At 69.0% G+C, this 23,716-nt stretch carries 28 protein-coding genes and 1 pseudogene; 17 read left to right on the top strand and 12 right to left on the bottom strand.

Annotated features, from left to right (window positions below; translation table 11 throughout):
• Window positions 1-85: 85 nt before the first annotated feature.
• The 5 genes from ACF1A1_RS37995 to ACF1A1_RS37975 form a co-directional block, all read right to left on the bottom strand.
• Window positions 86-1,447, bottom strand: coding sequence for a carotenoid oxygenase family protein (locus tag ACF1A1_RS37995; protein WP_392006588.1), 1,362 nt, complete (start codon window positions 1,445-1,447; stop codon window positions 86-88).
• 65 nt (window positions 1,448-1,512) lie between these two features.
• Entirely contained in the window at window positions 1,513-1,953 is a 441-nt protein-coding gene (locus tag ACF1A1_RS37990) for an SRPBCC family protein (protein WP_392006586.1), read from the bottom strand.
• A gap of 64 nt (window positions 1,954-2,017) precedes the next feature.
• A complete protein-coding gene (locus ACF1A1_RS37985) occupies window positions 2,018-3,478 on the bottom strand; it encodes an MFS transporter (protein ID WP_392006585.1) in 1,461 nt (486 codons plus the stop codon).
• Window positions 3,479-3,579: 101 nt separating this feature from the next.
• The gene (locus ACF1A1_RS37980) at window positions 3,580-4,146 is read right to left on the bottom strand and encodes a TetR/AcrR family transcriptional regulator (RefSeq protein WP_392006583.1); all 567 of its coding nucleotides are present in this window, start codon (window positions 4,144-4,146) and stop codon (window positions 3,580-3,582) included.
• A gap of 126 nt (window positions 4,147-4,272) precedes the next feature.
• Window positions 4,273-4,851 (bottom strand): TetR/AcrR family transcriptional regulator, encoded by a 579-nt coding sequence (locus ACF1A1_RS37975; RefSeq protein ID WP_392006581.1) that lies wholly within the window; start codon window positions 4,849-4,851, stop codon window positions 4,273-4,275.
• Between the two features lie 188 nt (window positions 4,852-5,039).
• Here ACF1A1_RS37975 and ACF1A1_RS37970 point away from each other — a divergent pair, with 188 nt between their 5' ends.
• Window positions 5,040-5,834, top strand: a complete 795-nt coding sequence (locus ACF1A1_RS37970) for an SDR family NAD(P)-dependent oxidoreductase (RefSeq protein WP_392006579.1) — start codon at window positions 5,040-5,042, stop codon at window positions 5,832-5,834.
• 283 nt (window positions 5,835-6,117) lie between these two features.
• Here ACF1A1_RS37970 and ACF1A1_RS37965 read toward each other — a convergent pair whose 3' ends face one another.
• The 3 genes from ACF1A1_RS37965 to ACF1A1_RS37955 form a co-directional block, all read right to left on the bottom strand.
• Window positions 6,118-7,227 (bottom strand): CU044_5270 family protein, encoded by a 1,110-nt coding sequence (locus tag ACF1A1_RS37965; RefSeq protein WP_392006577.1) that lies wholly within the window; start codon window positions 7,225-7,227, stop codon window positions 6,118-6,120.
• Window positions 7,224-7,868 (bottom strand): RNA polymerase sigma factor, encoded by a 645-nt coding sequence (locus ACF1A1_RS37960; RefSeq protein WP_392006575.1) that lies wholly within the window; start codon window positions 7,866-7,868, stop codon window positions 7,224-7,226. The genes ACF1A1_RS37965 and ACF1A1_RS37960 overlap by 4 nt, the downstream gene beginning before the upstream one ends.
• A 470-nt stretch (window positions 7,869-8,338) precedes the next feature.
• On the bottom strand, window positions 8,339-9,106 hold the full coding sequence (locus tag ACF1A1_RS37955) for a DUF6193 family natural product biosynthesis protein (protein WP_392006573.1): 768 nt from the start codon (window positions 9,104-9,106) through the stop codon (window positions 8,339-8,341).
• 348 nt (window positions 9,107-9,454) lie between these two features.
• On the opposite strand from ACF1A1_RS37955, the gene ACF1A1_RS37950 reads away from it, so the two are divergent.
• The gene (locus ACF1A1_RS37950; RefSeq protein ID WP_392006571.1) at window positions 9,455-10,372 is read left to right on the top strand and encodes an alpha/beta fold hydrolase; all 918 of its coding nucleotides are present in this window, start codon (window positions 9,455-9,457) and stop codon (window positions 10,370-10,372) included.
• A 195-nt stretch (window positions 10,373-10,567) separates the two neighbouring features.
• On the opposite strand, the gene ACF1A1_RS37945 is transcribed toward ACF1A1_RS37950, so the two are convergent.
• Complete coding sequence (locus ACF1A1_RS37945) at window positions 10,568-11,152, bottom strand: TetR/AcrR family transcriptional regulator (RefSeq protein WP_392006569.1); 585 nt, start codon at window positions 11,150-11,152, stop codon at window positions 10,568-10,570.
• 101 nt (window positions 11,153-11,253) lie between these two features.
• On the opposite strand from ACF1A1_RS37945, the gene ACF1A1_RS37940 reads away from it, so the two are divergent.
• The 11 genes and pseudogenes from ACF1A1_RS37940 to ACF1A1_RS37890 all read left to right on the top strand — a co-directional run bounded on the left by ACF1A1_RS37940 (window position 11,254) and on the right by ACF1A1_RS37890 (window position 19,040).
• Complete coding sequence (locus ACF1A1_RS37940; RefSeq protein WP_392006567.1) at window positions 11,254-11,724, top strand: DUF1348 family protein; 471 nt, start codon at window positions 11,254-11,256, stop codon at window positions 11,722-11,724.
• A 275-nt stretch (window positions 11,725-11,999) separates the two neighbouring features.
• Window positions 12,000-12,500 carry a hypothetical protein gene (locus ACF1A1_RS37935; protein WP_392006565.1) on the top strand — a complete coding sequence of 167 codons (501 nt, stop codon included), beginning with the start codon at window positions 12,000-12,002 and terminating at the stop codon, window positions 12,498-12,500.
• Window positions 12,501-13,087: 587 nt separating this feature from the next.
• A complete protein-coding gene (locus tag ACF1A1_RS37930; RefSeq protein ID WP_392006563.1) occupies window positions 13,088-13,285 on the top strand; it encodes a hypothetical protein in 198 nt (65 codons plus the stop codon).
• Window positions 13,282-14,295: a BtrH N-terminal domain-containing protein gene (locus ACF1A1_RS37925; protein ID WP_392006561.1), complete on the top strand. Its 1,014-nt coding sequence runs from the start codon at window positions 13,282-13,284 to the stop codon at window positions 14,293-14,295. Before ACF1A1_RS37930 ends, ACF1A1_RS37925 begins: the two co-directional genes overlap by 4 nt.
• A gap of 197 nt (window positions 14,296-14,492) precedes the next feature.
• Window positions 14,493-14,741 (top strand): hypothetical protein, encoded by a 249-nt coding sequence (locus tag ACF1A1_RS37920; protein WP_392006559.1) that lies wholly within the window; start codon window positions 14,493-14,495, stop codon window positions 14,739-14,741.
• Window positions 14,738-15,892, top strand: coding sequence for a hypothetical protein (locus ACF1A1_RS37915; protein WP_392006626.1), 1,155 nt, complete (start codon window positions 14,738-14,740; stop codon window positions 15,890-15,892). Before ACF1A1_RS37920 ends, ACF1A1_RS37915 begins: the two co-directional genes overlap by 4 nt.
• A gap of 1,127 nt (window positions 15,893-17,019) precedes the next feature.
• A complete protein-coding gene (locus ACF1A1_RS37910) occupies window positions 17,020-17,388 on the top strand; it encodes a hypothetical protein (RefSeq protein ID WP_392006558.1) in 369 nt (122 codons plus the stop codon).
• A 120-nt stretch (window positions 17,389-17,508) separates the two neighbouring features.
• Complete coding sequence (locus ACF1A1_RS37905; protein ID WP_392006556.1) at window positions 17,509-17,673, top strand: hypothetical protein; 165 nt, start codon at window positions 17,509-17,511, stop codon at window positions 17,671-17,673.
• Between the two features lie 9 nt (window positions 17,674-17,682).
• Window positions 17,683-18,108, top strand: a complete 426-nt coding sequence (locus tag ACF1A1_RS37900; RefSeq protein ID WP_392006554.1) for a hypothetical protein — start codon at window positions 17,683-17,685, stop codon at window positions 18,106-18,108.
• A gap of 92 nt (window positions 18,109-18,200) precedes the next feature.
• Window positions 18,201-18,474 (top strand): annotated as a pseudogene (locus ACF1A1_RS37895) (hypothetical protein).
• A 62-nt stretch (window positions 18,475-18,536) separates the two neighbouring features.
• Window positions 18,537-19,040, top strand: a complete 504-nt coding sequence (locus tag ACF1A1_RS37890) for a DUF6207 family protein (RefSeq protein WP_392006552.1) — start codon at window positions 18,537-18,539, stop codon at window positions 19,038-19,040.
• A gap of 4 nt (window positions 19,041-19,044) precedes the next feature.
• Here the strand turns inward: ACF1A1_RS37890 and ACF1A1_RS37885 are convergent, their stop codons facing one another.
• Window positions 19,045-19,569, bottom strand: coding sequence for an RICIN domain-containing protein (locus tag ACF1A1_RS37885; RefSeq protein ID WP_392006550.1), 525 nt, complete (start codon window positions 19,567-19,569; stop codon window positions 19,045-19,047).
• A 235-nt stretch (window positions 19,570-19,804) separates the two neighbouring features.
• Between ACF1A1_RS37885 and ACF1A1_RS37880 the strand changes: the two genes are divergently transcribed.
• The 3 genes from ACF1A1_RS37880 (at window position 19,805) to ACF1A1_RS37870 (ending at window position 21,195) form a co-directional block, all read left to right on the top strand.
• On the top strand, window positions 19,805-19,966 hold the full coding sequence (locus ACF1A1_RS37880; protein ID WP_392006548.1) for a protein NO VEIN domain-containing protein: 162 nt from the start codon (window positions 19,805-19,807) through the stop codon (window positions 19,964-19,966).
• 50 nt (window positions 19,967-20,016) lie between these two features.
• Window positions 20,017-20,325 (top strand): transposase, encoded by a 309-nt coding sequence (locus tag ACF1A1_RS37875; RefSeq protein ID WP_392006546.1) that lies wholly within the window; start codon window positions 20,017-20,019, stop codon window positions 20,323-20,325.
• A 90-nt stretch (window positions 20,326-20,415) separates the two neighbouring features.
• On the top strand, window positions 20,416-21,195 hold the full coding sequence (locus ACF1A1_RS37870) for an IS3 family transposase (RefSeq protein ID WP_392006544.1): 780 nt from the start codon (window positions 20,416-20,418) through the stop codon (window positions 21,193-21,195).
• Window positions 21,196-21,415: 220 nt separating this feature from the next.
• Here ACF1A1_RS37870 and ACF1A1_RS37865 read toward each other — a convergent pair whose 3' ends face one another.
• Together ACF1A1_RS37865 and ACF1A1_RS37860 are read right to left on the bottom strand one after the other, a co-directional pair.
• Entirely contained in the window at window positions 21,416-21,904 is a 489-nt protein-coding gene (locus tag ACF1A1_RS37865) for a hypothetical protein (RefSeq protein WP_392006542.1), read from the bottom strand.
• A 121-nt stretch (window positions 21,905-22,025) separates the two neighbouring features.
• On the bottom strand, window positions 22,026-22,823 hold the full coding sequence (locus tag ACF1A1_RS37860) for a PIG-L deacetylase family protein (protein ID WP_392006540.1): 798 nt from the start codon (window positions 22,821-22,823) through the stop codon (window positions 22,026-22,028).
• 351 nt (window positions 22,824-23,174) lie between these two features.
• Between ACF1A1_RS37860 and ACF1A1_RS37855 the strand changes: the two genes are divergently transcribed.
• The gene (locus ACF1A1_RS37855) at window positions 23,175-23,543 is read left to right on the top strand and encodes a hypothetical protein (protein ID WP_392006538.1); all 369 of its coding nucleotides are present in this window, start codon (window positions 23,175-23,177) and stop codon (window positions 23,541-23,543) included.
• Window positions 23,544-23,716 lie beyond the last annotated feature (173 nt).

Genomic DNA, 23,716 nt, shown 5'->3' with positions numbered 1-23,716 from the left:
AGGTCGGGTCGGGCACGGTACGGGCGTGCGCGTTCTGGGTGCCTTGGGGACGAGCCGGGCGCGCCCCCAAGGCCTGGGGTGGTGTTCAGCTACGGGTGAGGTCGAGGGCGGTGTCGGGGATCCAGGAGCCGTGGATGCCGCCGGTGACTCGGCGCGGCAGCTGGACGGCGGCGATCTGGTCCAGGCCCGAGGCATCCAGGACCAGGAGGCGGGAGGCGTCCTGCTTGAGGTCGGAGATGACGGTGAGGAGGTAGCCGTCGTCCTCGGTGGTGGCGTCGGCGGCCGGGACGAAGACGGCCTCGCTGGGCAGGCGGGCGTCGCCGACCTGGTGGATGCGGCGGGCGCCGGTGGTGCGGTCGTACTTGACGATGCCGTAACCGCCGTAGCCCTCCTGGTCGGGGAAGGAGACCGCGTACTGGTACCGGTGCTCCGCTCCGAGATAGTCCTCGTTGAGGGTCGGGAACTCCACCGCGAGGTCGTCGATGATCTGCTCGTTGACGGTTCCGGCGGCCGGGTCGATGACCCAACGGCGAGTGTAGGAGCGGGTGTTGGGCTCGGAGCCGCGGCCGGGCGCGCCGACCCACCAGTTCCAGGAGAGGCGGAAGCCCTCGCGGTCGACGGTGGGGCCCTCCAGGACGATGCGACCCCGGGCGTCCTCGTAGGCGTTGGCGGCGTGCAGCATGCTGCCGGGCTCGATGGGGAACCAGCGGATCTTGCCGGCACCGTCCGCGCCGCGGGGCATGACGCCGATACGGGCCGGCTGGTCGTCGTTCCAGGCGTAGGGGATGCCGGAGTGCTCGGCCGGGGCGAAGGTGACCGTGCCCTCGATGAACACGACGTGGCGGGAGGTGATGGCGAAGTCGTGCTTGAGGGAGGCGGTCGCGCCGGGGATCTCGGCGCTGTGGGTGATCTCTCCCTCGGCGTCGGCGACGTAGTACGTCAAGAAGGGCGGGAAGGGCGAGGAGCCGAAGAAGTGCAGCTCGCCGGTGACCGGGTCGGTCTTCGGGTGGGCGGTCATGGCGCTGCGCAGTTTGCCGGCGAAGTCGTGGGCGCCGACGGTGTCCAGGTCCCGGGTGAGTTCGAAGGGGAAGTTGGACTCGCACAGCGCGAGCAGGCGGCCGGCGTGCTCGATGACGTGGGTGCCGGCGGTGCTGGCCGTCATGTCGGGGCCGTGCTCGGTCATGTAGGGGGCGCCGTCGAGGGCGGGGGTGTGCACCCAGCGGTTGCGGTACCACTCGGCGCGGCCGTCGCGCAGGCGGATGCCGTGCACCATGCCGCTGCCCTTGAACCAGTGGGTGGGGGTGATGCCGGGCTTCGGGTTGTGGCTGTTGCGGATCAGCCGGCCGGTCAGCTCCGGGGGGAGGGAGCCCTCGACGGTCAGCCCGGTGGCGGTGATCTCGTCGACTGCGGGGGTGTAGTGGCCGGTCAGGTAGGGCTTGCTGGTCATGTCGGTAATCTCACTTCGGTAAGGGGCGAACGGGGCGAGGACGTGTCGGAGGGTCCGGCGGGCTGTCAGCCGGCCTGCTCGGCACGAGCCTTGAGGGCGGCGAGCCAGGTGGTCAGGGAGTGGCGCAGGGCCTGGCCGAGTTCCTCGGCGGCGGCGTCGACGGGGGCGCCGCTCCAGGACTCCTCGGTGTGGACGGTGACCTGGCTGCCGGTCTGCTCGAAGGTCCACACGTGGATGCCTTCGATGCCGCCCGCCGGGCCGCCCCACACGATCCGCTCGCCGGGGACGATCTCCCGGATGGTGGAGGTGATGTCCAGGCCGTGGGTCTTCCAGCTGAAGGAGGTGCCGGGCAGCAGCGGGCCGTCGAGCTTCGCCCGGTCGACGTCCGCGTTCCAGTCGGCCCAGGATTCGATGTCGGCGTGCAGGCCCCAGACTGTCTCCAGCGGGGCGTCGATCACGGTGGACAGGCGGACGATGACGGGGGCGGTCTCGTCGATGGTGAACATGCCGGTGTTTCCTTCCGGTTGATGTGGTGGCGGCTGAGTGGTGTGGTGCGGTGTGTGGAGGTGGTCAGCGGGTCCGGACGGCGGACGGGAGGGGCGCGGTGGTACCCGGAGCGTGTGCTGCCGGTGCGGTTCCCCGCCGCGTGATGAGGACGGCGAGGAGGGCGGTGACGGCCAGGACCGCGGCTGAGATGGTGAACGCGGTGCGGTAGCCGGCGGTCAGTGCCTCCAGGTGCGGCCGGTGGGTGGCCGCGTCGGCGGTGACGGAGCCGGCCAGGGTGGCGAGGACTGCCAGGCCGACGGCGCCGCCGACCTGACGGGTGGTGTTGACCACTCCACCGGCCAGACCGGCGTCCTCCTTGGCGACGCCCTCCACGGACAGGGCGGTCAGTTGGACGAAGGCGATGCTCAGGCCCAGGCCGATCAGGATGCTCGGTCCGAGGATGCTCGCGAGGTAGCTGCCGTGGGCGCTGATCTGCGAGAGCCACAGCAGCCCGGCGGCTTCGGTCAGCAGCGCCGCGACGACGGTTACGGTGGCCCCGATGCGGCGGGAGATGCGCGGCGCCAGCGTGGAGCCGAGCACGTTCGCGGCGGCGAGCGGGAGCTGGCCCAGGCCGGTCACCAGCGGGTTGTGGCCGAGGACCTGCTGCTGGTAGAGCGGCAGGAAGAAGAACAGGGCGATCCACACCGAGCCCAGCAGTGCCATGAGCACGTTGCCCGCGGTGACGCGACCGGCGCGGAACAGGCGGGGCGGCAGGAGCGGGTCCGGATGGCGGCGCTCGATCAGGACGAACGCGGCCAGCAGTACGGCTGCCAGGGCGAAGGATCCGAGCACCGAGCCGTCCGTCCAGCCGGAGCGGCGTGCGGTGGTCAGCCCCCACACCAGGGCGGTCAGGGCGAGCGTCACGGCGGCGGTGCCCGCGAGGGCGAACGAACCGGTCTCCCTGCCGGCTGCCTGCGGTACGAACGCGGCTGCGGCCGCCAGGACGAGGAACGCTCCGATCGCGACGGTGTAGAAGATCCAGGGCCAGCCCCAGGCCTGCGTCAGGGCACCGCCGAGGAGGACACCGGCCGCGCCGCCGGCACCCGAGACCGCGCCCCACACGCCCAGCGCCTTCCCTCGGCCCGGGCCGGGCGGGAACACGTCCATCACCAGGGCCAGGGCCGCAGGGGCGACGGCCGCGGCGCCCAGTCCCTGCACAGCGCGGGCGGCGATCAGGATGTCGGACGAGCCGGCCAGTCCCGCCGCCACCGATGCGGCGCCGAACACCGCGAGCCCCGCGAGCAGGACGCGACGGCGTCCCAGCAGGTCCGCCGCGCGGCCGCCCGCCAGCAGCAGCGCCCCGAACGCGAGACCGTAGGCGTTGACCACCCAGGTCGTGCCGCTCTCCGTCAGGCCCACGCCCGCACGGATCTGCGGCAGCGCCACGTTCACGATCGAGGTGGCGAGCATGACGGTGAACTGCGCCCCGGCCAGGGCCGCGAGAGCGGGCCCCGGGCCGGTGGTGGTGCTGGTTGGCTTGAACATCCCCACTCCATGTGTGGTCAACCACTCACAACCGTGAGCGAAAGAGAGGCGGGGTGACACACCCCGCCGACAGGTCCGACGACGCCCGATGCCCGGTGGGCTCAGTAATGCCTGATGCCCGCCGCGAGGGTCCGCGCCCACGGGGCGTCCACTGCCTCCGCTCCCATGGAGACAATCAGGTGGCAGAGCATGCCGCGCGCGAAAAACTCCTGGACCTCGCTCTCGCTGCCCCCCGACGCACCACGTACGTACTCCACCAGACGGGCGTAACCCTGGCGGACCGCCTCCCGTACGGCCGGCTCGGAGACGGCCGCGGCCTGGGCGTGGAGCTGGACCAGCATCAAGTCGTTGTCGCTGATCAGCCGGGCGTAGGCCTCGCCCATGGCGGCGAGTACGACCCCGGGGCTGCTCCCGCCTGCCTTGGCCGCGGCGCGCTCCAGACTGCCCCGCACCTGCACGAAGCAGTGCTCCACCACGGCGACGAAGAGCGACTCCTTGCTCGGGAACAGCCGGTAGACGTACGCCTGGGAGATGCCGGCCGCCTTGGCGACCTCGCTGGTCGTCGTCGCCCAGTAGCCGCGGGCGGCGAACGCGCCGATGGCGGTGTGCAGCACCGTCTCGCGGCGCTCCTCGGCGGTGGACAACTGGCGGGGGCGTTGCGTCTTCATGTGAGTACTCAATCACTCACACTTTCGGGAGTCAACCCTCGAAATCGGGATCGCGCTTCGGGGCCCGGACCGCCACCTGCTGCCGTTCACGCTTCTTCGCAGATCGGAAGCGTGCCGGTCGTGGGCTCAGCGGGCGGCGGGCAGCCGTGCGTCGAGGAGTTGCTCGGCCAGTTGGGTCATGTGGTCACCGGGGGCGTCGGTTCCCAGGGCGGCGGCCAGGACCTGGGCGCCGTCGAGGATGACCATGAGCTTGCCGGCCGTGTCCTCGGGATCCGGGTCGCCGGCCTCGCGAAGCTGGTCGCGCAGCCAGGCCTGCACTTCGGTCTTGTGTGCGATGGCGGCGGTGTGGGCCGGGTGGTCGGTGTCGGGGAACTCGCTAGTGATGTTGAGGGTGGCGCAGCCGCGGTAGCCCGGGACGGTCATGTCCTGGCGGATGAGATCGAACAGCGCCCTGATCCGTTCGCGGGCGTCGGGCGCGGTGGCTGACTCGCGCAGGCGCTGCCACCAGTGCTCGTTGCGTGTGACGAGGTAGGCGGTGACCAACTCGTCCTTGGTCGCGAACTGGCGGTAGAGCGTGGCATTGGCCACCCCGGCAGTGCTGATCACCAGATCCATGCCGACCGCGCGGACGCCGCGGCTGTAGAAGAGGTCGCCGGCGACCTCCAGGATGTGCCGCCGTGTCTCCTCCGGCGAACGTCGCGCCACGGGGACCTCCTCGGGTCGGGACGAAGGCTCACCACGGGGTCGCCCTCATGATGAGACGGAACGTTCTCACACTAGCAAGGCTTGACAAGAGAGAACGTTCCGTCTCATTCTCGGAGAGAACGTTCCGTCTCAGACGGGCGGTCGACGGGCCTCTCTGTCCCGTCGCCGGACTACCGAGGGAAGACATCGTGCACATCGACTTCACCGGCCGCACTGCTTTGATCACCGGCTCGACGCTGGGCATCGGCCTGGCCACCGCCGAGGCGTTCGCCCGCGCCGGAGCCCGCACCGTGCTCAACGGCCGCGACGAGGCCCGCCTCAAGGCGGCGGCCGACGGCATCCGTGAGCGTGTGCCCGACGCCGACATCGTCACCGTGGCCGCGGATGTGGCCACGACCGAAGGCGCTCAGGCGCTGCTGGAGGCGGTGCCCGAGGTGGATGTCCTGGTCAACAACACCGGTATCTTCGCCTCCACCCCGGTTCTGGAGATCGAGGACGAGGAGTGGCGTCGCTTCTTCGAGGTCAACGTTCTCAGCGGCGTACGGCTGGCCCGCCACTACATGCCCGGAATGATGGACCGCGGCTTCGGCCGCATCGTGTTCGTCTCCAGCGAGACGGCCATCGACACCCCCCTGGACATGGTCCACTACGGCGTGACCAAGACCGCCCTGCTGGCGGTGGCCGGCGGCCTGGCCAAGGCCGCGGCCGGCACCGGCGTCACCGTCAACTCGGTGCTGCCCGGCCCCACTCACACCGAAGGCATCGAGGAGTACATCACCGCCCTCATCCCCGAGGCGGAGTCCTTCGACGCCGCGCAGCGCGAGTTCATCGCCCGCTTCCGCCCGACGTCCCTGATCCAGCGGCTGATCCGGCCCTCCGAGGTCGCCGACCTCATCCTCTTCACCAGCTCCGACCGGGCCTCGGCCACCACCGGTGCGGCCCTGAAGGTCGAAGGCGGAACCCTCACCTCTCTCACTCCGTGACGCGCAAACGGCACACCGGTGGGCCATTCCCGGCTCCGCCGGTGTGCCGCCGGGGCGCGAAGTCCGGCATGTCGTGCGGTGGCTGGCGGCATGAGCCGCCCCGGCGGTCTCGTGTGCCACACCGATCTTCCGGCGGCCATCCACCTGTCGCGGGCCGGGAGCCGGCAGTTGCACAAGCTGTGCTTTCGCTCCGTGTGATTGCCCCTGCATGCACCGCCGGCCCGACGGCCTCGCCCACGCCGCCGTAGGGAAGCGTGGGGGAGGCCGTCGGGCCGGCAGGACGTCAGCCGGTCCGGGTGGGGGTCTGCTTGATGCCGTCTACGACCGCGCGGTTGACGATGGCGCTGGTGAAGGTCACGGTACCGGGCTTCATCAGACTGTCCGGGCCGTCGCTCGCCTTCACCTTCACCTGGACGCTGCGCTCACCGAGGAAGGCGTGGGTGTTCTTGTCGAAGATCCATTCCTCGCGTTGGCCGGTGGTCTCGTCCAGCCGGGCCACCGCCACCCCGGACCGGCCCATCGCGTCCTGGGCATTGGGCACCACGACGACTCCGGGAATCTTCGCGGCGGCCTTGAAGAGGGCCGCGTAGAGCTGTGCCGGCGGATAGCTCTCGCCGAGCAGATCACCGATCGTGGTGAACGCCTGCTGGTCGGGGCTGTTGCCCTGGCCCTGGGTCTCCTTGTAGATCATCGCCAGCAGCTTGTCGGGGTCGGTGGTCAGCGTGGCCAGGAAGTCGTACGACGGGTGGTTGAGCCCGGCCACCGGGGTGTTGCCCTGTTCATCGGGCAGGCTCAGCGTCTCCCCCTCGGGGCTGTCGTTGACGGCCGGGTCGATCAGCCAGCCCTTGGTGCCGTCGGCGGACAGCCACACCTGGCGCCGGTGCAGCTTGTGGCTGGCCAGGCTGCTCTTGTCGTCGACGGTCTTGACGAAGGTGTCGGCGGTCTTGGACTCGATGTAGACGTACTGGCCCGGCTTGACGGTGGGGTGGGGCCCTTCGGCCGCCGCCAGCGAGATCCGGTCGACCAGCTGCGGAAGACCCTTGGTGGTCGGGGTACCGAGCTCGGTGGTCAGGGCCGGTCCGGTGGCGACGCCGGTCCTGACGCCGTTTCCGTCACTCATCGCTGTCCCGGCGACGACCGCGCCAGCCAGGGCGAGGGCCGTCACGGGAAGCGTGACGGCCGGGCGGGGCAGCCGGAACCGCCGGGTCTTCGGCCGGGCAAGGGCGGTCGCCGCCGAGCGCTCGTCCTGCTGGACTTCCTGCTGGATGTGGGCCATCAATTGCTCCTTGTGGAACTGGTGACGGCCCGTCGGGAGATCGCGCGCCCTCAGGGGGTGGAGGCGTGCGCTCTCATCCCACTCGGCCGGACTCTGCCGGGACGGGGTCGCTTTCATCGGTTTCCTTCCGATACGGGCCGGATCGAGTTGGTACGTTCTCCTGTTGTCTGTCGATCCGGCGGCCCGAGTTCCCGTTTCCCGTGCACGAGTTCGCCGGGCTCTCCCGCCAGTTCCGCTTCGGTGAGCTTCCGCAGTTTCGCGCGGGCCCGGAAGAGGCGGGAGCGGACCGTGCCCACGGGGATGCCGAGCGCCTCGGCCGCGGCCGTGTACTCCAGTCCCTCCCACAGGCACAGCGCCAGGACCTCGCGTTCCGGTCTGCGCAGTGCGGCGAGTGCCCCGAGTGCGGCAGCGATGCGCCGTCGGTCGTCGAGCCGGCCGGCGACCTCCTCGGCGTGGTCGGGCAGCGTCATCTCGGCCTCCGCGGCGGCGGTCGCCGCCGCCCGGTAGCGACGGTTGCTGCGGTAGTGGCTGCGGGCGACGTTGGTCGCGACGCCCAGCAGCCAGGGGCGCAGGGAGCCGCCCTCGGCCTCGATCCGCTCACGCAGTCGCCATGCCTCCGTGAAGGTCTCGGCCATCACGTCCTCGGCCGTCGACCAGTCGGCGGTGAGTCGGAAGGCATGGTTGTAGACCGCGCGGGCGTAGCTGTCGAACAGCTCGGCGAAGGCGCTCGGATCCCCGGCCCGTATCCGGGTACGCATATGAGTGCTCACCCCCACTAGCTGCCGCGCCGCACACACCGAGTTCCCGTGACCCCCGTCACACCTTGCCTCTGCCGTCTCCGCGGCGAGCGTACGCACACCCTTCGCCGCGCCGGCGGACGGCGTCGGCCATGCCGGCATCGGGCGGGCCGCAGGACCGTGAGCCTGCCCGGGTGCATGAGCTCGCGCGGCGTGGGGGCCGGCCCGCGGAGTGCGCGGGGTGCGGCATCGGGCCGGTGGTGTTCACTGTGCCGCGCCCATTGGAACGCGCCTGCGGGCACTTTCAGGCGCTTGACGGCCCGGGACGCGTCGTACTCGGTTCGTCGCACGACATCACCGCTCGCTCGTTCGCCTGGAAGCGGTGGACAGAACACGACAGAGCGCACGAACTCCTGTTAAACCTCCCTGAGATCCACCTAGCTTTCGTCGCCCTTGGCTGCGCCGTCACCTGTTGGTGACGGCAACGGAGCTCATGAACCGAGTTCACGCCGATTCTCGGCGGGGAATGCCCCGGACGTGACAGGCCCGAGGCCGGAGGGCAGATGGCGCACGGCTGCCGCCACTGCCTCCTGCGCCGTAGTGGCTTCTGCGAGAGGGTCCTTGCCCGTGAAGGCTGCGCTGACCGTGTACCGGTCGATGTCGTCCGCAAGCAGGCACGGTCCGACGATCGACGTGAACGGGCCGGTGGTGGTCGAGAAGCGCAGCGCCCAGTGGCTGGTGAACGGATAGAGATTCCGCAGCGCCGGCTCGGCATATGCCGCCTCGACCAGTGCCTGATACCCGGGCTGCTCCGCTGCGCGCGCCTCGGTGCGCAGGCCCTGCCACTGGGATTCGGTCAGGCGCACGGGATCGTGGTCGGGGACCTCGAAACGGCCGGTCAGGTGCACGAACGGCGTGGCCTGGGGGATGTCGGTCAATGCCACCCCGTCGTGCCAGGCCTGTGCGGCCCTGGCGACCTGCGTCAGATCGTCGGTGTCGCCCTGGATGAGTGGCACGTATTGGATCGAACCTTCACCGCGGATCGACCACCAGCGCTTGATCGCCGACGAGCTGATGAGCAGTGCCCTGCGATGGGGCAGTGCGCTGTCGACGGCGGCACAGTGCAACGGATCGGAGGCCGAGGCCCGAACGGGGAGGGAGAAACCGCCCTCTTCCGCCACAGCTTGGAGCGCCGCGCCGAGGCTGCCTCGGGTCGCGACGTCGGGATACAGAACGGCTGGATCAGGGTGCGCAACCATGACCTCTGATTGTGCCGCAGCGACCGTCGGGTGGCGTGTCGCCGCCTTCATGCCGATCCCATTCCCAGCTGGGATGGCCGTGCGCCGAGTGGTCGGCGCATGTTGCCGCTGATGCGACCGGAGCGAACCTCGCGGTTCTGCAGCCAGGTCGCCGGCCGACTCACGCCCACCCGGCGCAAGTCAACCGATCGACGAGGGAGGCTCGGGTGCCCGAGGGCTGGGTAAGGAGCGCTTCAGTTGGCCGTGTGAGCACGACAAAGGCCGACACGCACAGTCAACCGGGTACCGACGTGTGGGCGGAGCGCCGCGGGGCAGGTGAGCCGCGATGTCCGAGGCGCAGGAGGCTACGTGTTCGACGGCTTTGAGTTGACGCGGTGCGAGGGAAACGGCGCACACCTGCGGGTGCGTTACGGCGGCAGCGGTCCGGCGGTGCTGCTCTTGCACGGCCATCCGCGCACGCACGCCACCTGGCACCGCGTTGCCCCGCTGCTGGCCGCAGCCGGCCACACGGTGGTCTGCCCGGATCTGCGTGGCTACGGCGAGTCCGACAAGCCCCCGACCGACGAGCGGCACAGTCCGTATGCCAAGCGCGCCATGGCAAGCGACTGCCTGGCGGTCATGCGCCGACTCGGGCACGACCGGTTTGCCGTCGTCGGGCACGACCGGGGCGCGTACGTGTCCACACGGCTCGCCCTGGATCATCCGGAGTCCGTATCCGCCCTCAGCGTGCTGGACGCCGTCCCCATCGGGGAGGCGCTCCGACGCTGCGACGCGACGTTCGCCGCAAGCTGGTGGCACTGGTTCTTCCTCGGGCAGACCGACAAGCCCGCCGAACGCATCATCAACGCGGACCCCGACGCCTGGTACAAGGCCACCCCCGAGCAGATGGGCACCGAGGCGTACGAGGATTACCGGCGCGCGATCCACGATCCGGCCACCGTGCACGCCATGTGCGAGGACTATCGAGCCGGCCTCGGTGTCGACCGGGAGCACGATGACGCTGACCGGCAGGCCGGCCGGCGCATCGGCTGTCCGTTGCAGGTGCTGTGGGCCACCCGTGACGACATGGCCGACCTCTACGGTGACGTGCTGAGCGTGTGGCGCGACTGGGCGGCCGACCGGCTGGAGGGCGGGCCGATCGACTCCGGCCACCACATCGCCGAAGATGCGCCCGAGGCGCTCGTCAGCGCGTTGCGCCAGTTCTGGCGGACCACCCCACGGCACAGCGCTCGCGAGGAACACTCAGCCGGCCGACTCGAACCCTGACCGGCCAACTGAATTGCTCAGTCTCGGTGTTCTCCGGTGCGAGCGTCCGCTACGACGAGAGGTGCCTGCCCGATCCGGTCACCCGTACGGCGCCACGAAGGCCGCCGCCGAAACGGAGAGCAGGAGCAGCCCTGGCCGGGCCGACCGTCCCGCATCGTCACCCTCCTGCACCGCAAAGGCGCTACGCCTCCCCGGCTACGAGGGGAGATCAGTGTTGACGCGGCGTGTGGCGAGCGTCAGCAGAAGCTGCGCCGCCTGTTTGGCTTGGCGGGCCGCTGCGGGTGCGCCCGAGATGGCGGCGACGGTCATTGCTCCCTCGGCCAGCAGGGCGATCTGGGTGCCGGTATCCGCTGCCGCTCCTGCAGCTGTTGCGAGTTCCCGCAGGTAGGCGTGGAAGGTGTCCTTGTGGTGGCGGGCCGCGGCAGCGACCCGGGGTGATGTGCCGCCCAGCTCGCCGAAGGAGTTGACGAAGGCGCACCCGTGGAAGCCGGGCTGGGTGAACCAGTCTTCCAGCCAGTCGAAGACGGCGAGCAGCCGCTCCTGCGGAGTTTCCGCGGCTGTGTCGACATGGGCTGCAAGGCTTTGGAGCCAGCGGGTGTCCCTACGGGCCAGGTAGGCCTCGACGAGGTCGCCCTTGGAGGGGAACAGCTGATAGAGGCGCCGCAGCGTGACACCCGAGGCGTCACGGATCAGGTCCATGCCGACGGCTTGGATGCCTCGGGCGTAGAAGAGGTCTTCGGCGGCGTCCAGGATGCGCTCGCGTGCCAGCTCGGTGTCCAAGACTTCTTCCCCTTGCATGAGAACCGTCGTTCTCCTAGTGTATGGGGACATTGCGAGAACGACCGTTCTCACTGTCGCAGGGCTTCCCAGAGGAGTGCGTCATGCCCGAGCAGCGCCCCCCGTTCCCGCCGTTCACCCGGGAAACGGCGATCACCAAGGTCCGCCAGGCCGAAGACGGCTGGAACACCCGCGACCCCGAGAAAATCGCCCTCGCCTACACGCCCGACTCGCGCTGGCGCAACCGCGCGGAGTTCGTCACAGGCCGCGACGAGATCGTGAAGTTCCTGGCCCGCAAGTGGAACCGGGAACTGGACTACCGCCTCATCAAGGAGTTGTGGGCGTTCGACGGAAACCGCATCGCCGTCCGGTTCGCCTACGAGTACCACGACGATTCCGGGCACTGGTTCCGCGCCTACGGCAACGAGAACTGGGAGTTCGACGACAGCGGCCTCATGCGCGTGCGCCACGCGAGCATCAACGACCTGCCCATCGCCGAGGAGGAGCGCAAGTACCACTGGCCGCTGGGCCGCCGACCCGACGATCACCCCGGTCTCTCCGACCTCGGGCTGTGAACCCCGTCCGGTACCGGTCACGCCGGTAGGTCTCGTTCCGGTAGGCATCCGACTTCTTCAACACTGGCGCGAGAGCCGGCGGGGGAGTTTCCCGCGTCCGACGAGAGAAACGTCGATCTTGCCGCCACGGTCGCGCCCACGATGACGAAGGAGGAGACCTCCAGCTACATCAAGCACCACATCACGATCGCCGGACGGCAGGACACCCTGTTCTCCGACGCGCCGTCGAGCTGATCCACCTCACCAGCCGCGGTCTGCCCCGCTCGGTCACCCTCATGGAACTACTCGACGTCCTGACGGAACTCGCCCGGTCGGGACAGCTGGGCCCGGTCGCGAACGGCGCGGCCTGGGACACGGTCACCGAAACGCTCGGCGAGCCCTTTGAAGTGGTCGTCGGGAGGCGTCGGTCATGTCCGCGTCTGTTCGCCTACGGCGACCTTGAGCTGAGCGTCTGCCGCTGCCAGAAGATCATCCTGATCTGCCTCCAGACCTGGCGTGATGTCATCGAGCTTCCGGCTTGCCTGGCCAACAGGCAGACGTTCCCCGGCCACCCGAAGTACCCCGACATGATCGTAGCTCTCGACCGCGCCGGTTGCGCCTGGCGGCCCTACACGCCTCTGACCTTCGACAACCAGTGCGCCATCCAGGCCACCTCCTCCGGCGTCGTCTTCGTCTTCGAAATCCTGGAAGGAGAAGAGCCCATCCTCAACATCGCGGGACCCCAGCCCCACCAACACGACTGTCCCGCCACCATCAAGACCCACGCGACACCGTGAGCACGAAACCGACACCGTGTTCATCACGACCCCGGCGGCCCGGCGGCCCGGCGACCGCACGGGGTCGTTTCACGCTGCTTTATCGACAGTGACCACATCGCCTTCCTGCACATCTTCAACGTCGCGCAACAGGCTCCGCCCGACGGGAGAAGCGCAGGCAAAACTGTCGCTTGCCTCCCGTCGCGGACTCTCGGACGCCACGACAGGAGCACCCAAGCCGTGCCCAAGGCACAGACCAGCCGCAGGGCAAGGTCTGAACAGAGGAGGCAGGTTGACCCTGCCCAGGCTCGTTGGCGCCAGCGGCCGTCCGACCGTGACTGCCACCTGCAACCCAAGTGCGCACGCCCGCAGCCGACTGCGCTGACGCGGGGGACCGGACGCCCCCTTGCAGCAGTTTCAACTGAGCTTCAGATGTTGCTGCTTCCCACCGACCCAATCAAGTGGGTGTGCCAGTAAGTTTCGGGAACGGGTGTCGGTCAGCGCCGACAACACCCTGGATCGAAGCGCGTGGATGTCGATGAGTTTCGGCAACACCAAAGGGCTTGCGGTGGGAGCATGGACGTGCTCCGTGCTGCGAGGAGGCATTGATGGTGCCGAAGTCCAAGATCGAGCTGTACGCGGCGAAACTTGGGGGTTACCGTGCCGGGCTGACGAAAGTGGCCGTGATGCACAAGTACGGCGTGGGCTGCGCCACGGTGCAGAACGCCTTGGTGCAGTACCAACCCGGCGCGCAGGAAGAACTGATGACCCGGCTGATCATCCCCGCCCAGGAATGCATGGCATGACCACGGCAATGGAGATTGATGCCTGCGGTGCGCAGCACTGCGAGACGACAGCTGCGGGTGTGCTGTTGCGGCACCAAGGAATCGATCTGACCGAGCCCATGCTCTTCGGCCTCGGCTCCGGCCTGTCCTTCATCTACTGGGACAGCAAGAACATGGGCTTCCCCTTCCTCGGGGGAAGGGTCAAGCCTTTCGACCTCACCAGAAACCTGGCCACCAGACTCGGGCTGGAGCTCCGGGTCCAAGAGACCACCTCCCCCCGCAGGGCCTGGGAGAACGTGGTGGTCCCCATCGACGCCGGCCACCCGGTCGGCTTGCAGCTCGACAGCTACTACCTGGACTACTTCACGTCGAAGGTGCACTTCGGCGGTCATATCGTCGCCATGCATGGCTACGACGACCACGACGCCTACCTGGTGGACACCCACCGGCAAGGCGGAGCCGTATCCACCAGCCTGACCAGCCTCGCCCAGGCCAGGGCCGCGCGCGGCCCGATGACCGCCAAGCACAGGTCCTTCACCCTGACCGCACCGAGGAACCTGCCCTCCCTACCGCGCCAGATCGTTCCCGCTATCACCGCCTGCGCCGACGTCTTCCTCAACCCGCCTATCGCCAACCTCGGTTACCGAGGGATCGAGAAGGCCGGCAAGCTGGTGCGCACATGGCTCCAGCGGACCGACAATCCGCAGCGGGACCTGCCGCAGGCTGCCGTCTTGATGGAGAAAGCAGGCACTGGCGGCGCCCTGTTCCGCAATCTCTACCGCGACTTCCTCGGCGAATGCGCTCAACTGCTCGGCAGTAGACACCTGCGTACCGGTCACAGGCTGTACACGGAGGCAGCCACCCTGTGGACGGAAGTCGCCGCATTGATCACAAAAGCCGGTGAATCAGGTGATGTGCAGTGCCTGGTGCAGGCATGCACCGTCCTGTTCGATCTTTCACACATAGAGCGCGAGGCCATGCAAGAGCTGAGCCGCCTGGGGAGTGAAGCTCCAAACGCGATCCGGCTCTGACCCAAGACTTCCTGCAGCACAAGTACGCACGCCCGCATGCGACCAGCGGTTTCGCGGCGTTCCCAAAACTCGGTTCCGGCACAGATCTTGGGGAGTGGTCGCGGAACGTTACCTCGATGGTCGATTGTGAGGAGTCGGGTTGGCATGAGACCGCGCACCGCCTTGTCGCTGGACGGTCAGAATTGATGCTTCCTCAGGTGTCTGTCGACAGCTGCTGCGGTCGGTTGTGGATGGTGATGGTGATGGTGATGGTGCTGGTCATGCAGACCGATGCACCGTTGTGGGACTCGCTGGTGTTCGAGGGAATCGACGAGGTGGACGTCGAGGCGGTTACGGCCGCGTTCGGTACGGTCGAGGTGGTGGCGAAAGGTCGCGCGGCCGGGGCAGATGTCCGGACTGCGGCTGCTTTTCGAACCGGGTCCACGACCGTTACCAGCGCAGGTTGAAGGATCTTCCGCTCGCTGAGCAGGTCTTTGTGATCCGGCCGGCGGTCCGGCGCTTCATCTGCGGATCGGCCGACTGCCGGCGCCGGACGTTCGCCGAGCCGTTCTCCCAGCTGGCCGCGCCGTATGCGCGATTCACCACGCGGCTCAACCGCTCCCTGGAGCGAGTGGGGCTCGCCCTGGCGGGGCGGGCCGGCGCCCGGCTGACGGCCCAACTGGGCTTCGGTGCAGGAAGGATGACCTTGTTACGCAGCGTCATGGCGTTGCCCGATCCACGGTTCAGCACGCCGCGGGTGTTGGGCGTGGGCGACTTCGCGATCCGCCGCGGCCAGACCTGCTCCACCGTCTTGACCAGTGTCGAAGACCACCAGGTGGTCGATGTGCTCCCGACACGTGAAGCCGGGCCGCTGGCTGCCTGGCTGATCCGTCATCCCGGCGTTGAGATCATCTGCCGCGACCGGGCGGGCGCCTACGCCGAGGGCGCCCGGTCGCGGCGCCCCCGACACTCTGCAGGTCGCCGACCGGTTCCACCTGTGGCAGGGCCTCGGCCGAGCCGTGGAGACCTGTGTCGCCGCCCACCGCGACTGCTTGCGCAACCTGTCGCCCGGAGGTTCCCCCGGGATGTTGTCGCAGGACACCCGACCAGCTTCCGGTCGGTCGCAGGACGACTCGGAGCCCGTCGGCCGGCGGGCCGAGCGGAAGAAGGCAGCGCACGCCCTGGTCCACGAGATGCTTGCCCAGGGCCACTCACGCCGGGCTATCGCCCGGCATCTGGGCTGGGGCCTCAACACCGTGCTCCGGTACGCGAAAGCCGCCCGCTGGCAGGACACCATCCGCGAGAACCTACGCATCGCGCCACGCGCGCACCGGTGCGGTCATCCGCACCGGTTGGTGCGCATCGGCCGCACCGAATGCGCAGGCGGTGCGCACCCGCGCGGTGCGCAGGTGCGGTTACCGGCGCGCGCCGTCTGCGCAGTGCGCAGCGCGGGCCCGCTCCACCTCCTCATCGCGCAGCGCCTGCAGAGCCCGGACGACGTCCTTCGGCGCGTCGGCGAGGACATGGCCGACGAAGTGCGCGACGGTGTGGGCGATCCCCGGCGCGGCAGCCGCGGGAGCGTGCGTGGCCCACGCGCGGATCGCCATCAGGTAGATGACGCCGACCTCGTCCAGGACGAAGGAGTCGGCGCAGGGGTCGGTGTCGTCGGACAGCGCGGTCACGGGGAAGACGATCAGTTCCGTGATGCCCGGCAGCAGCCCCGACAGCTGCTCCACCTCGGGCGCGAGCCGCGCGGCCTGGACGCCGTCTCCGCTCTCCACCGCCAGGATGTAGTCGAAGCCCAGCTGGACCAGGTGCGGGGGCAGCGGGGGAACGTTGGGGGACACGGGCAGCTCCTGACGTACGGTCGCCGTGCCGATCACGACGACGTCTCCAGCAGGGTCAGCCCGTCAGCCTGTGGACAGAGGCCGGAGATCTCTCCCCCCTTTTCAAACCGGGATGGAATAGGACTGCATGGGGTGACCCGGGCCCCCTTGTCGAGTCTGGTCGGCCCGACCACGACCCCTTGTCCGATCGCGGTCGGGCCGACCACGGACCCCTTGTCCGATTCCGCGAGGGCCGCCAGGAGTGGGCGTTTCTCCTTGACCAACTTCGCTACCGGCCGCCGTCAGGTCGCGGACAAGGGGTGGGTGTTCACGATGGCCGCCGCGCGCCCGCAGGAGGGACATGCAGCGGCCACCGAGCATCGGGGCGGTTCTGCCTCGCGCGGGTGTGTCACCGGCCGTCACAGGGCCGGTGGAGGACGCCACGACGCAAGGGAGAGACCCGGGATGATGACCGGACACAGGCGCCCGCCGTACCCTGACCACGCCGCCGACCAAGGAGCCGAGCACCCAGGTCTGGGAGGGCTGGTCGGCTGGGCAAGCCGCCGCAGTCCCCTGCCGCCGGCGCTTGCGATCCCACTGCCGTACCCACTTCCGTGCCCGGCGCGAGCGCTGACCGCATTTCCCCAGGCCACCACAGCTTTCCGGGACTGTCGCGCGTCGTCACGACCCTCTTCTCTCCTCCTCTCACTGACCAAGCCCTGGAAATAGGTGGGGGTGCCAGTGGTGGAGGCGATCACCGGGTTGAGGGCGCGCCGGGTGCCCTCTGCGGCCGGGGGCCGGCGCCCGGCCGGTGGCCGGTCGCGACGCACGGGAGGGCGGGGCTGATGGCGGGCAAGCGCAGGACGAACGAGGCGGGATCGACGAACAACCTGCACGCCGATCTGCTGTGCGTGCTCGGGTGCTCAAGGCCGCGACGGCGGATCAGATACAGCGTCTGTCCTCACCGCACCTGACTTTCCGGCACACCACGAAGAAGACGCCAGCCCTGCGGAAGGAGGCGCGCACCGCCTCCCATCGCGGCGCGCTCAACGAGCTGCGACGGCATGGCCTGTCCGTCGACGGCGGCCGCAGCAGAGGAGGAAAGGAGGTGCGCCTGCTCACCAAGGACGGGCTGGCCGCTGCCGCGATCGAGTTGGACCGGGGGCCGGAGGAGATGGGCGGCATGCCCAAGAGCGCGGGCCGCTCCGGCGCCTCGCGCGATGACGGTCAACGAGACGGTCATCGCGATGATCTGTCCGAAGTCCGACCTTCACCTGATAGCGGGTGAGCCGGCCGAAGCCATCGCGGCCGCCCAGGCTGGGTCGACGCGCCTGACGGGATCGGCAGCATCACCTCCTACGCCACCGAAGTCGTCCTCCCGTCGACGGGCACGTGAAGGAACCCCGGCGTGGGATGTGCGTGGGCCGACATCGTCCTCGTCGCCCCGGAGGTGGGGTTGCCGCTGTTGTTCATCGAGGCCGACAACTGCACCGAGGACGCGAGCGTCATCGCCTTGAAGTTCGACAAGTACATGCGCCACTTCCACCGGAAGGCGAAGGACACTGACGGCTAGGACAAGCCGATGTGGCGCACCCGCTGGTCCGTCCCCGATCCCGAGTGGGGTGACGCGACGCACCCGCCGGTCCTGCTCGTGTCCAACCAGGTCGGCCCGCGGCCCGCGCCCCGCCGCGATGCCGCCCTCGCCCGCCGTGCCGAAGAGGCGCGGCACCGTCTCGCGCAGGAAGCAGCCGAACGCGAGGCTCAGCGTCCGGTGTGCGCCGACTGCGGACAGAAGTTCACCGACGACTGGTGGAAGGCCAGCGTCGCGGTCGACTGGGGCCGCGGGGACAGTCACCCGCACTTGTGCGACGACTGCAAGGCGAGGGCGCTCGAAGCGGAGCGGCAGGTGGAACAGGCCGAACGCGAGCGGCAGGAGCAGGAGCGCCAGGAGGAGGCGGCGGCGCAGGCCTTGAAGGCCGGCGGCTGGCTCGGACGCTGGCGCAGCTGATCCGGGCAAGCCACCCCTGGCAGCGCGAGGGCTTGCCCAAGCACCCCTTGGGCAAGCCCTCGTTGTCGGTGGCGGCTGCAAGGCTGGACGACATGGACAGTGACGATGAGCAGCTGCTGCGCGGCCGGATCTACAGCACCGACCACGACCATCCGGGCCCGAATCCGGGACGCAGTTACGCCGAACTGGTGGGCGGGCTGCTGGACGGATTGCTGCTCGACATCACCGGCTGGAGGCCGGAGGAGATCGACGACGGGTTCTCCCTCCTCACGGAACTCGGGCCAGTTCGGACCCGGGGGCCGGGCGCTCTACGACCCGCGCCCCGGCGACCCGGCCCGCTGGGACTGGGGCGGCGACAGCCCCTGACCACCGGCACTCGGTCGGGTGAAGACACCGCCGCTGCGGAACCCGCAGGCGTATTGCCGTACATGGGCCCCATCAACAAGGCGCACGTGAGTGAGCCGGGCCTGGTCGTCGTCGACGTCGCGGCCGCCGACGACGACACCGCCCTGGCCTTCCAGCAGCTGCTCGCCGAACGGTGGGCAGCGGCGACTGCGGAGCAGACGACGCGGGACGCAGGGCAGCCCGGCGTACGGCTGCGCTGCTACCTGGACCTGCGCCAGGAGCTCACCGGCCGCCGTGGTCGGCCCGACCATGGAGCCGACCACGGCCCGGACCTGGCTCAAGGAAAGGTGTCGCCTTCGCGGAACAGCGGCACCTCCTGTACGTCGACGTCCGCGCGGATGCAGTGGGGGCCGGCCGGGTGCCGCCAGCGTCCGGCGCTGTCGCGGGCGACGCCGACGTGGTTACGCGGTCCGGTCGGCCCTGGGCCTTGCGGACGCTCTGCTGACGCTTCTGATGAGGGGCGGCGCATACCTGTCACGACTGGACTCGCCGTTGCCTCGATGCCGCAGGACGTGCCGGAGGTGTAGGGGATCACCAGCCGACGTTGGGAGTGACGGGCACCGTCCAGAACTCGTCGTTGGTGTGCTGGGGGTTCTCCAGGCTCAGCGCGTTCCAGGTACCGCCGTCACCGAGGGTGCTGGTCTGCCTCAGGACGGTGGAGATGTCGTCCCGGGGGTGGATGGAGACCGTCCCGCGCGGCGCCGGGTAGGGCACCGACCACAGCTGGAACTGCTGGTTCGTGGCGTTCGGGCTGCACGGCGCCAGGGTGACAACCCATGGGCCGTATCGTTCCCAGTCGCCACCGGCTGCCGGCCTCGGGCTGCGGGTCCAGCACGTTCCCTTGGTGGTGCTCTGGATGCTGTAGTACCTGCCGTGCTCGCGCGGAGTGAAGGTCCAGCTCCTGTCGGACGAGCCCGGCCAGTTCGCATCGGTGAACGCAGCAAGCACCTGACCGTAGTTGCCGTAGGTTCCGATGTGCCGGCCGGTGCTGGCGTTGCGGACTTCTCCGGTGCCGCCGGACACCTCAGCCGCTGCGGATGTCGCAGTGCCCAGCACGCCACCCAGCGCGGCACACACCGCAGCCGCAGCGACAGCCGTACGGCGCCACCGCCGGCGGCTCGGGCAGGCGGCAGCCCTAGTGGCGGCCACGGTCATAGACCGGCGTACACGCATGATGTGCTCCTTCGCAAAGGACGAATGGGACGCCCGCAACCTGTCCCGCTCCGCCCTCGTGACACGCCTCAACGCGCCAACCATCCGATCGAGCGATCACTTTCCCGCCACTCATGCGGTGGAGAAGCTCGGCAAGCCCTACGACCTGCGCTGCGCCCGCGGCACCGAGGAACGCCACGTCAAGGTCAAGGGCACGACCGGCGCCGCAACCAGCGTGGAACTCACCACCAGTGAGGTCCTGCACGCCCGGGACAAGGGCAACACCGTCGACTGGGCTTGATCCGCTTTGACGGACATCGAAGATCGGCCCCCGGAAGGATGATGTCCATCATGGAGAGCATGGGGAAGAAGAAGCCGCGTCCTCGCCGCTCGTTCACGCCGGAGTTCAAGGCCGAGATCGTCGAGCTGTGCCAGCGCGGGGACCGCTCGGTCGGTCAGGTCGCCAAGGACTTCGACCTGACCGAGACCGCGGTGCGCGACTGGGTCAAGCAGGCCGAGGTCGACGCGGGTGAGCGTGACGGGCTGACCAGCAGCGAACGTGAGGAACTGGCCGCGCTGCGGCGGGAGAACCGCCGACTGCGGGAGGACGTGGAGGTCCTCAAGCGGGCCACGGCTTTCTTCGCGAAGGAGACCCGGTGAACGTGCATCCGTTCATCGAGGCGGAGAAGCAGGCGGGCCACAGCGTCAAACGCGCGTGTGAGCTGCTGAAGGTCTCCCGTGCCGCCTTCTATGCCCGCCGCACCGGTGCTGTCGGGCCCCCGCGCCGCGCAGGACGCGGAGCTGACCGAGCAGATCACCGCCGTCCACGCCCAGTCCCGCGGCACCTACGGCGCCCCGCGCATCCACGCCGTCCTCAAGCGCGAGGGCACGGCGTGCGGCCGCAGACGCATCGCCCGGCTGATGCGGGCCGCCGGGCTCGCCGGCCGGCACCGCAGAAGACGGCACCGCACCACGATCCCCGACCCGCACGCGGCCATCCGCCCCGACCTGGTCCTGCGCGATTTCCGGCCCGACCCGATGGCGACCGACGCCCGCTGGTGCGGCGACATCACCTACATTCCCACCGACGAGGGCTGGCTCTTCCTGGCCACCGTCATCGACATCGCCTCCCGCCGGGTGGTCGGCTGGGCAACGGCCGACCACCTGCGCACCGAGCTGGTCGCCGACGCCTTGCGAGCTGCCTGCCACCAGCGCCGCCCCGCCGGGTCGGTGATCTTTCATTCCGACCGCGGCTGCCAGTACACCAGTCATGAATTCTCCCTGCTGGCAGGCGAGTTGGACATCCGACTGTCGGTCGGCCGCACCGGCCAGTGCTGGGACAACGCGCTGGCCGAGTCGTTCTTCGCCACCTTGAAGAACGAGCTGAGCGGCACCCAGCCCTGGCCGAGCTGGTCCGCCGCCCACACCGCGATCTTTGAGTGGATCGAGAGCTGGTACAACTTGCACCGGCTGCACAGCAGCCTCGGTTACCGCAGTCCCGCCGACTACGAGGCCGCACTGGCGGCCTGACCACCACACCGATGGTGTCCGTCAAAGCGGAACAAGCTCACCCCGCGACCACCGCCCTCGCCGCGGACACGCGGGTACGACGCGATAGTCTTCTTCACCTGAGAAGTGCCTCCGGCGATGGCAGGAACAAGGACCTCGACAATCCTCATTCTTGCTTGTCAGAGGCACTTTTCGCCTATCTGATCACCTGCTGGACATCGTGCTTCGCGAAAGCGCAAGGTTAGGGCCATCCAACGCGGTTGAAGGGCGTGGGGCGGGCCATCGGTTCCCTGCGGTAGAGGGCGAGGACGGATCCGCCGACCTTCATAAGCCAGTTCGGGGACTGTTGGCGCACGCCCTCGCGCTGGGTCTCCCATTCGACCGTGACCTCTCCATACAGTTCCACGGTCAGCGTGTTGATCTTCTTCTCCAGCCCCTCGAGGTAGGCGCCGAGCCGAACGATGGATTTGTTGCTCGTCCGCCAGTAGACGATGGCGAGTACGAAGAACGCGCCGATGCCACTGACGAAGATGCCCGACAGCCCCTGCTTCCCGTCCTTAAGTAGGATCGTGCCCACGGCCGACGCCAGGACGGCCATCGCGCCTATAAAGCTGATGAGTTGACTGCGAGCGACGACGCGCTGGTCTATTTCACGGCGGAGCCACTCGTACTCCTTGAGCGCGATGTTCAGGAGTTCTTTCAGATCGTCGCGCGAGAGCTGCTGCGGCATGTCCCCTCCCCCAAGAGATCCCCCCCCAGGGGATCCCCCGCCGAGCCTTCGCCGAATCATCCTCGAGGTCGAGGTCGAGGTCGAGGTCGAGGTCGAGGGCGGGGCGGGGGCGGAGCCGGTGTCAGCGGGGCGGTTCGGCGAAGATCGAGGAGCGGAGTCCGTACGCGGGTGCCGCACCGGGCTCCACGTACCACTCCCGCCCCAGCAGCCAACCGAAGACGGGCGCCGGCAGCCGTAGGGCGAAGCGCATCAGCGGGGCGATCCGGCCCGTGCCATGGACCTGCGACTGGTGCGCGGCCAGCGCCGCCCGCCTGCGGCGGGCGGCGCGCCGCGTGTCGACGCGGTGCGTGATAGCAGCGCGCGGAGTGTAGGCGCTGTGGAACGCCTCGGTGGTCCCCCGCAGTGGCAGGCCAAGGTGGCAAGCCAGGCGCAGCGCCCTAACGATGGGTTCTCGTGGCAGCGTCGCCTCCAGCAGGACGGCGACAGAGACACGTGCGGCAGCTCTGCGGCCGACCTCATGGACCTTCACGTGGTCACGGTGGCCGTACCCGCCGTTGGCGTCGTAGCTCAGCAGGACGTCTGCCCGCTCAGCCCTGAGGATCGCCGCGAGTCGCTCTGCCGCCTCCTCCGTGTCCGCCCTAGCGAAACGGACGCGGCCGGGAGGGTCAGGGAGCATCGGCTCATCCCTGCCGCTGTCCGCGTACCCGAGGTGGACGACCCGGTGGACCCCCAACGCTGCACAACTCGCCCGCAGTTCGCGCATCCGCAGGGGCTCCTTGCCGCTTGCCTCGCCGGTGTTGCCGTCAGTCGCAGTGACGACTACGACGCGGTGTCCTTCGGCGGCGGCGCACGCAAGGGTGCCTCCTGTCATGATCACTTCGTCATCGGGGTGGGCGTGGAACGCCACGACAGTCGCCATGCAGCCAATCTTCCACGGACCGGTGACGGGAGTGTGCCGGACTTTCGAGGGGTGTGCCCAAGGGCCGCGGCACGAAATTCGCTGGCGGCCTCGGCCGGGTCTGCCAACGAACGGTGTAACCAGGGTGGTTGGGTTACTGGCGGGCTGCGGAGAGCCAGGCCGTCGAAGGTGATGCCGAAGGCGTTCAGGGCGGTCTTCCAGCGGCTGGTCCAGCGCGCCTGACCTGTGCCGGTGGGGTCGAGCGACATGATCGCCATGTAGACGCACTTCAAGAGGTAGGGGAGCCGTACTCAGTCGGGTGAACTCGCAGCGCCGGGCGAACTGGGTGCTCGCGCCGGTCGTCGTCTGGGTATGGAACCGATCCACCGTCTGCCCCGCCAGATGGAGCAGGCCCTCCGCATCGTCGTCAGCTCCGTCCTCGGTCAGCAGCGCCTTGACCGCGTCGACGACGTGTTCGGGTGTCAGGTAGACCGTATCCGGTTCGGACATCTGCGGGTTGTCCGGCGCATCGTTCGAGGTGAGCGAGATGTCCGGCGGGTTGTCCAAGTGAACTTCGCTGGCGAGCTGGTCAAGGCGGTCGGCTCGGTCGTCCAGATGGCGGGCAGCCTTGGAGAAAGGCAGATCGATGTCGTCGGCTTCGACATCCAGCGGTGCCTGCACGGCCGGCGCCGTCGTCTCCGCTTCTGCGGTAGCGGTGACGTCGGGTACTTTACCGCGTAGTCGTTCGAGTTCCTCGGTGAGAAGCCGGACTTGCTCAGCGGCTTCTTCGGCAAGCTGGTCTGCCTTCTGACGCTCAGCCTTAGAGGTCCTAACAGAAGCTGTTGATCATGTGACTGTCGTCCTGGTTGCTCGTTGGTTTGTCGTGGGGAAGAGGGAGTCACGGCCGTGGATCG

Origin of the sequence: Streptomyces sp. NPDC014995 (genome assembly GCF_043080745.1) — a bacterium.
Classification (GTDB): Bacteria; Actinomycetota; Actinomycetes; order Streptomycetales; family Streptomycetaceae; genus Streptomyces.
This window is presented reverse-complemented; position numbering and strand designations above follow the sequence as displayed.

Coding starts and splice junctions, on each gene's coding strand:
- ACF1A1_RS37995 (WP_392006588.1), bottom strand. CDS start 1,447: ATGACCAGCAAGCCCTACCTGACCGGCCACTACACCCCCGCAGTCGAC.
- ACF1A1_RS37990 (WP_392006586.1), bottom strand. CDS start 1,953: ATGTTCACCATCGACGAGACCGCCCCCGTCATCGTCCGCCTGTCCACC.
- ACF1A1_RS37985 (WP_392006585.1), bottom strand. CDS start 3,478: ATGTTCAAGCCAACCAGCACCACCACCGGCCCGGGGCCCGCTCTCGCG.
- ACF1A1_RS37980 (WP_392006583.1), bottom strand. CDS start 4,146: ATGAAGACGCAACGCCCCCGCCAGTTGTCCACCGCCGAGGAGCGCCGC.
- ACF1A1_RS37965 (WP_392006577.1), bottom strand. CDS start 7,227: ATGAAAGCGACCCCGTCCCGGCAGAGTCCGGCCGAGTGGGATGAGAGC.
- ACF1A1_RS37960 (WP_392006575.1), bottom strand. CDS start 7,868: ATGCGTACCCGGATACGGGCCGGGGATCCGAGCGCCTTCGCCGAGCTG.
- ACF1A1_RS37955 (WP_392006573.1), bottom strand. CDS start 9,106: ATGGTTGCGCACCCTGATCCAGCCGTTCTGTATCCCGACGTCGCGACC.
- ACF1A1_RS37940 (WP_392006567.1), top strand. CDS start 11,254: ATGCCCGAGCAGCGCCCCCCGTTCCCGCCGTTCACCCGGGAAACGGCG.
- ACF1A1_RS37935 (WP_392006565.1), top strand. CDS start 12,000: ATGGAACTACTCGACGTCCTGACGGAACTCGCCCGGTCGGGACAGCTG.
- ACF1A1_RS37930 (WP_392006563.1), top strand. CDS start 13,088: ATGGTGCCGAAGTCCAAGATCGAGCTGTACGCGGCGAAACTTGGGGGT.
- ACF1A1_RS37925 (WP_392006561.1), top strand. CDS start 13,282: ATGACCACGGCAATGGAGATTGATGCCTGCGGTGCGCAGCACTGCGAG.
- ACF1A1_RS37900 (WP_392006554.1), top strand. CDS start 17,683: ATGTGGCGCACCCGCTGGTCCGTCCCCGATCCCGAGTGGGGTGACGCG.
- ACF1A1_RS37890 (WP_392006552.1), top strand. CDS start 18,537: ATGGGCCCCATCAACAAGGCGCACGTGAGTGAGCCGGGCCTGGTCGTC.
- ACF1A1_RS37875 (WP_392006546.1), top strand. CDS start 20,017: ATGGAGAGCATGGGGAAGAAGAAGCCGCGTCCTCGCCGCTCGTTCACG.
- ACF1A1_RS37870 (WP_392006544.1), top strand. CDS start 20,416: ATGCCCGCCGCACCGGTGCTGTCGGGCCCCCGCGCCGCGCAGGACGCG.
- ACF1A1_RS37865 (WP_392006542.1), bottom strand. CDS start 21,904: ATGCCGCAGCAGCTCTCGCGCGACGATCTGAAAGAACTCCTGAACATC.
- ACF1A1_RS37860 (WP_392006540.1), bottom strand. CDS start 22,823: ATGGCGACTGTCGTGGCGTTCCACGCCCACCCCGATGACGAAGTGATC.
- ACF1A1_RS37855 (WP_392006538.1), top strand. CDS start 23,175: ATGGAACCGATCCACCGTCTGCCCCGCCAGATGGAGCAGGCCCTCCGC.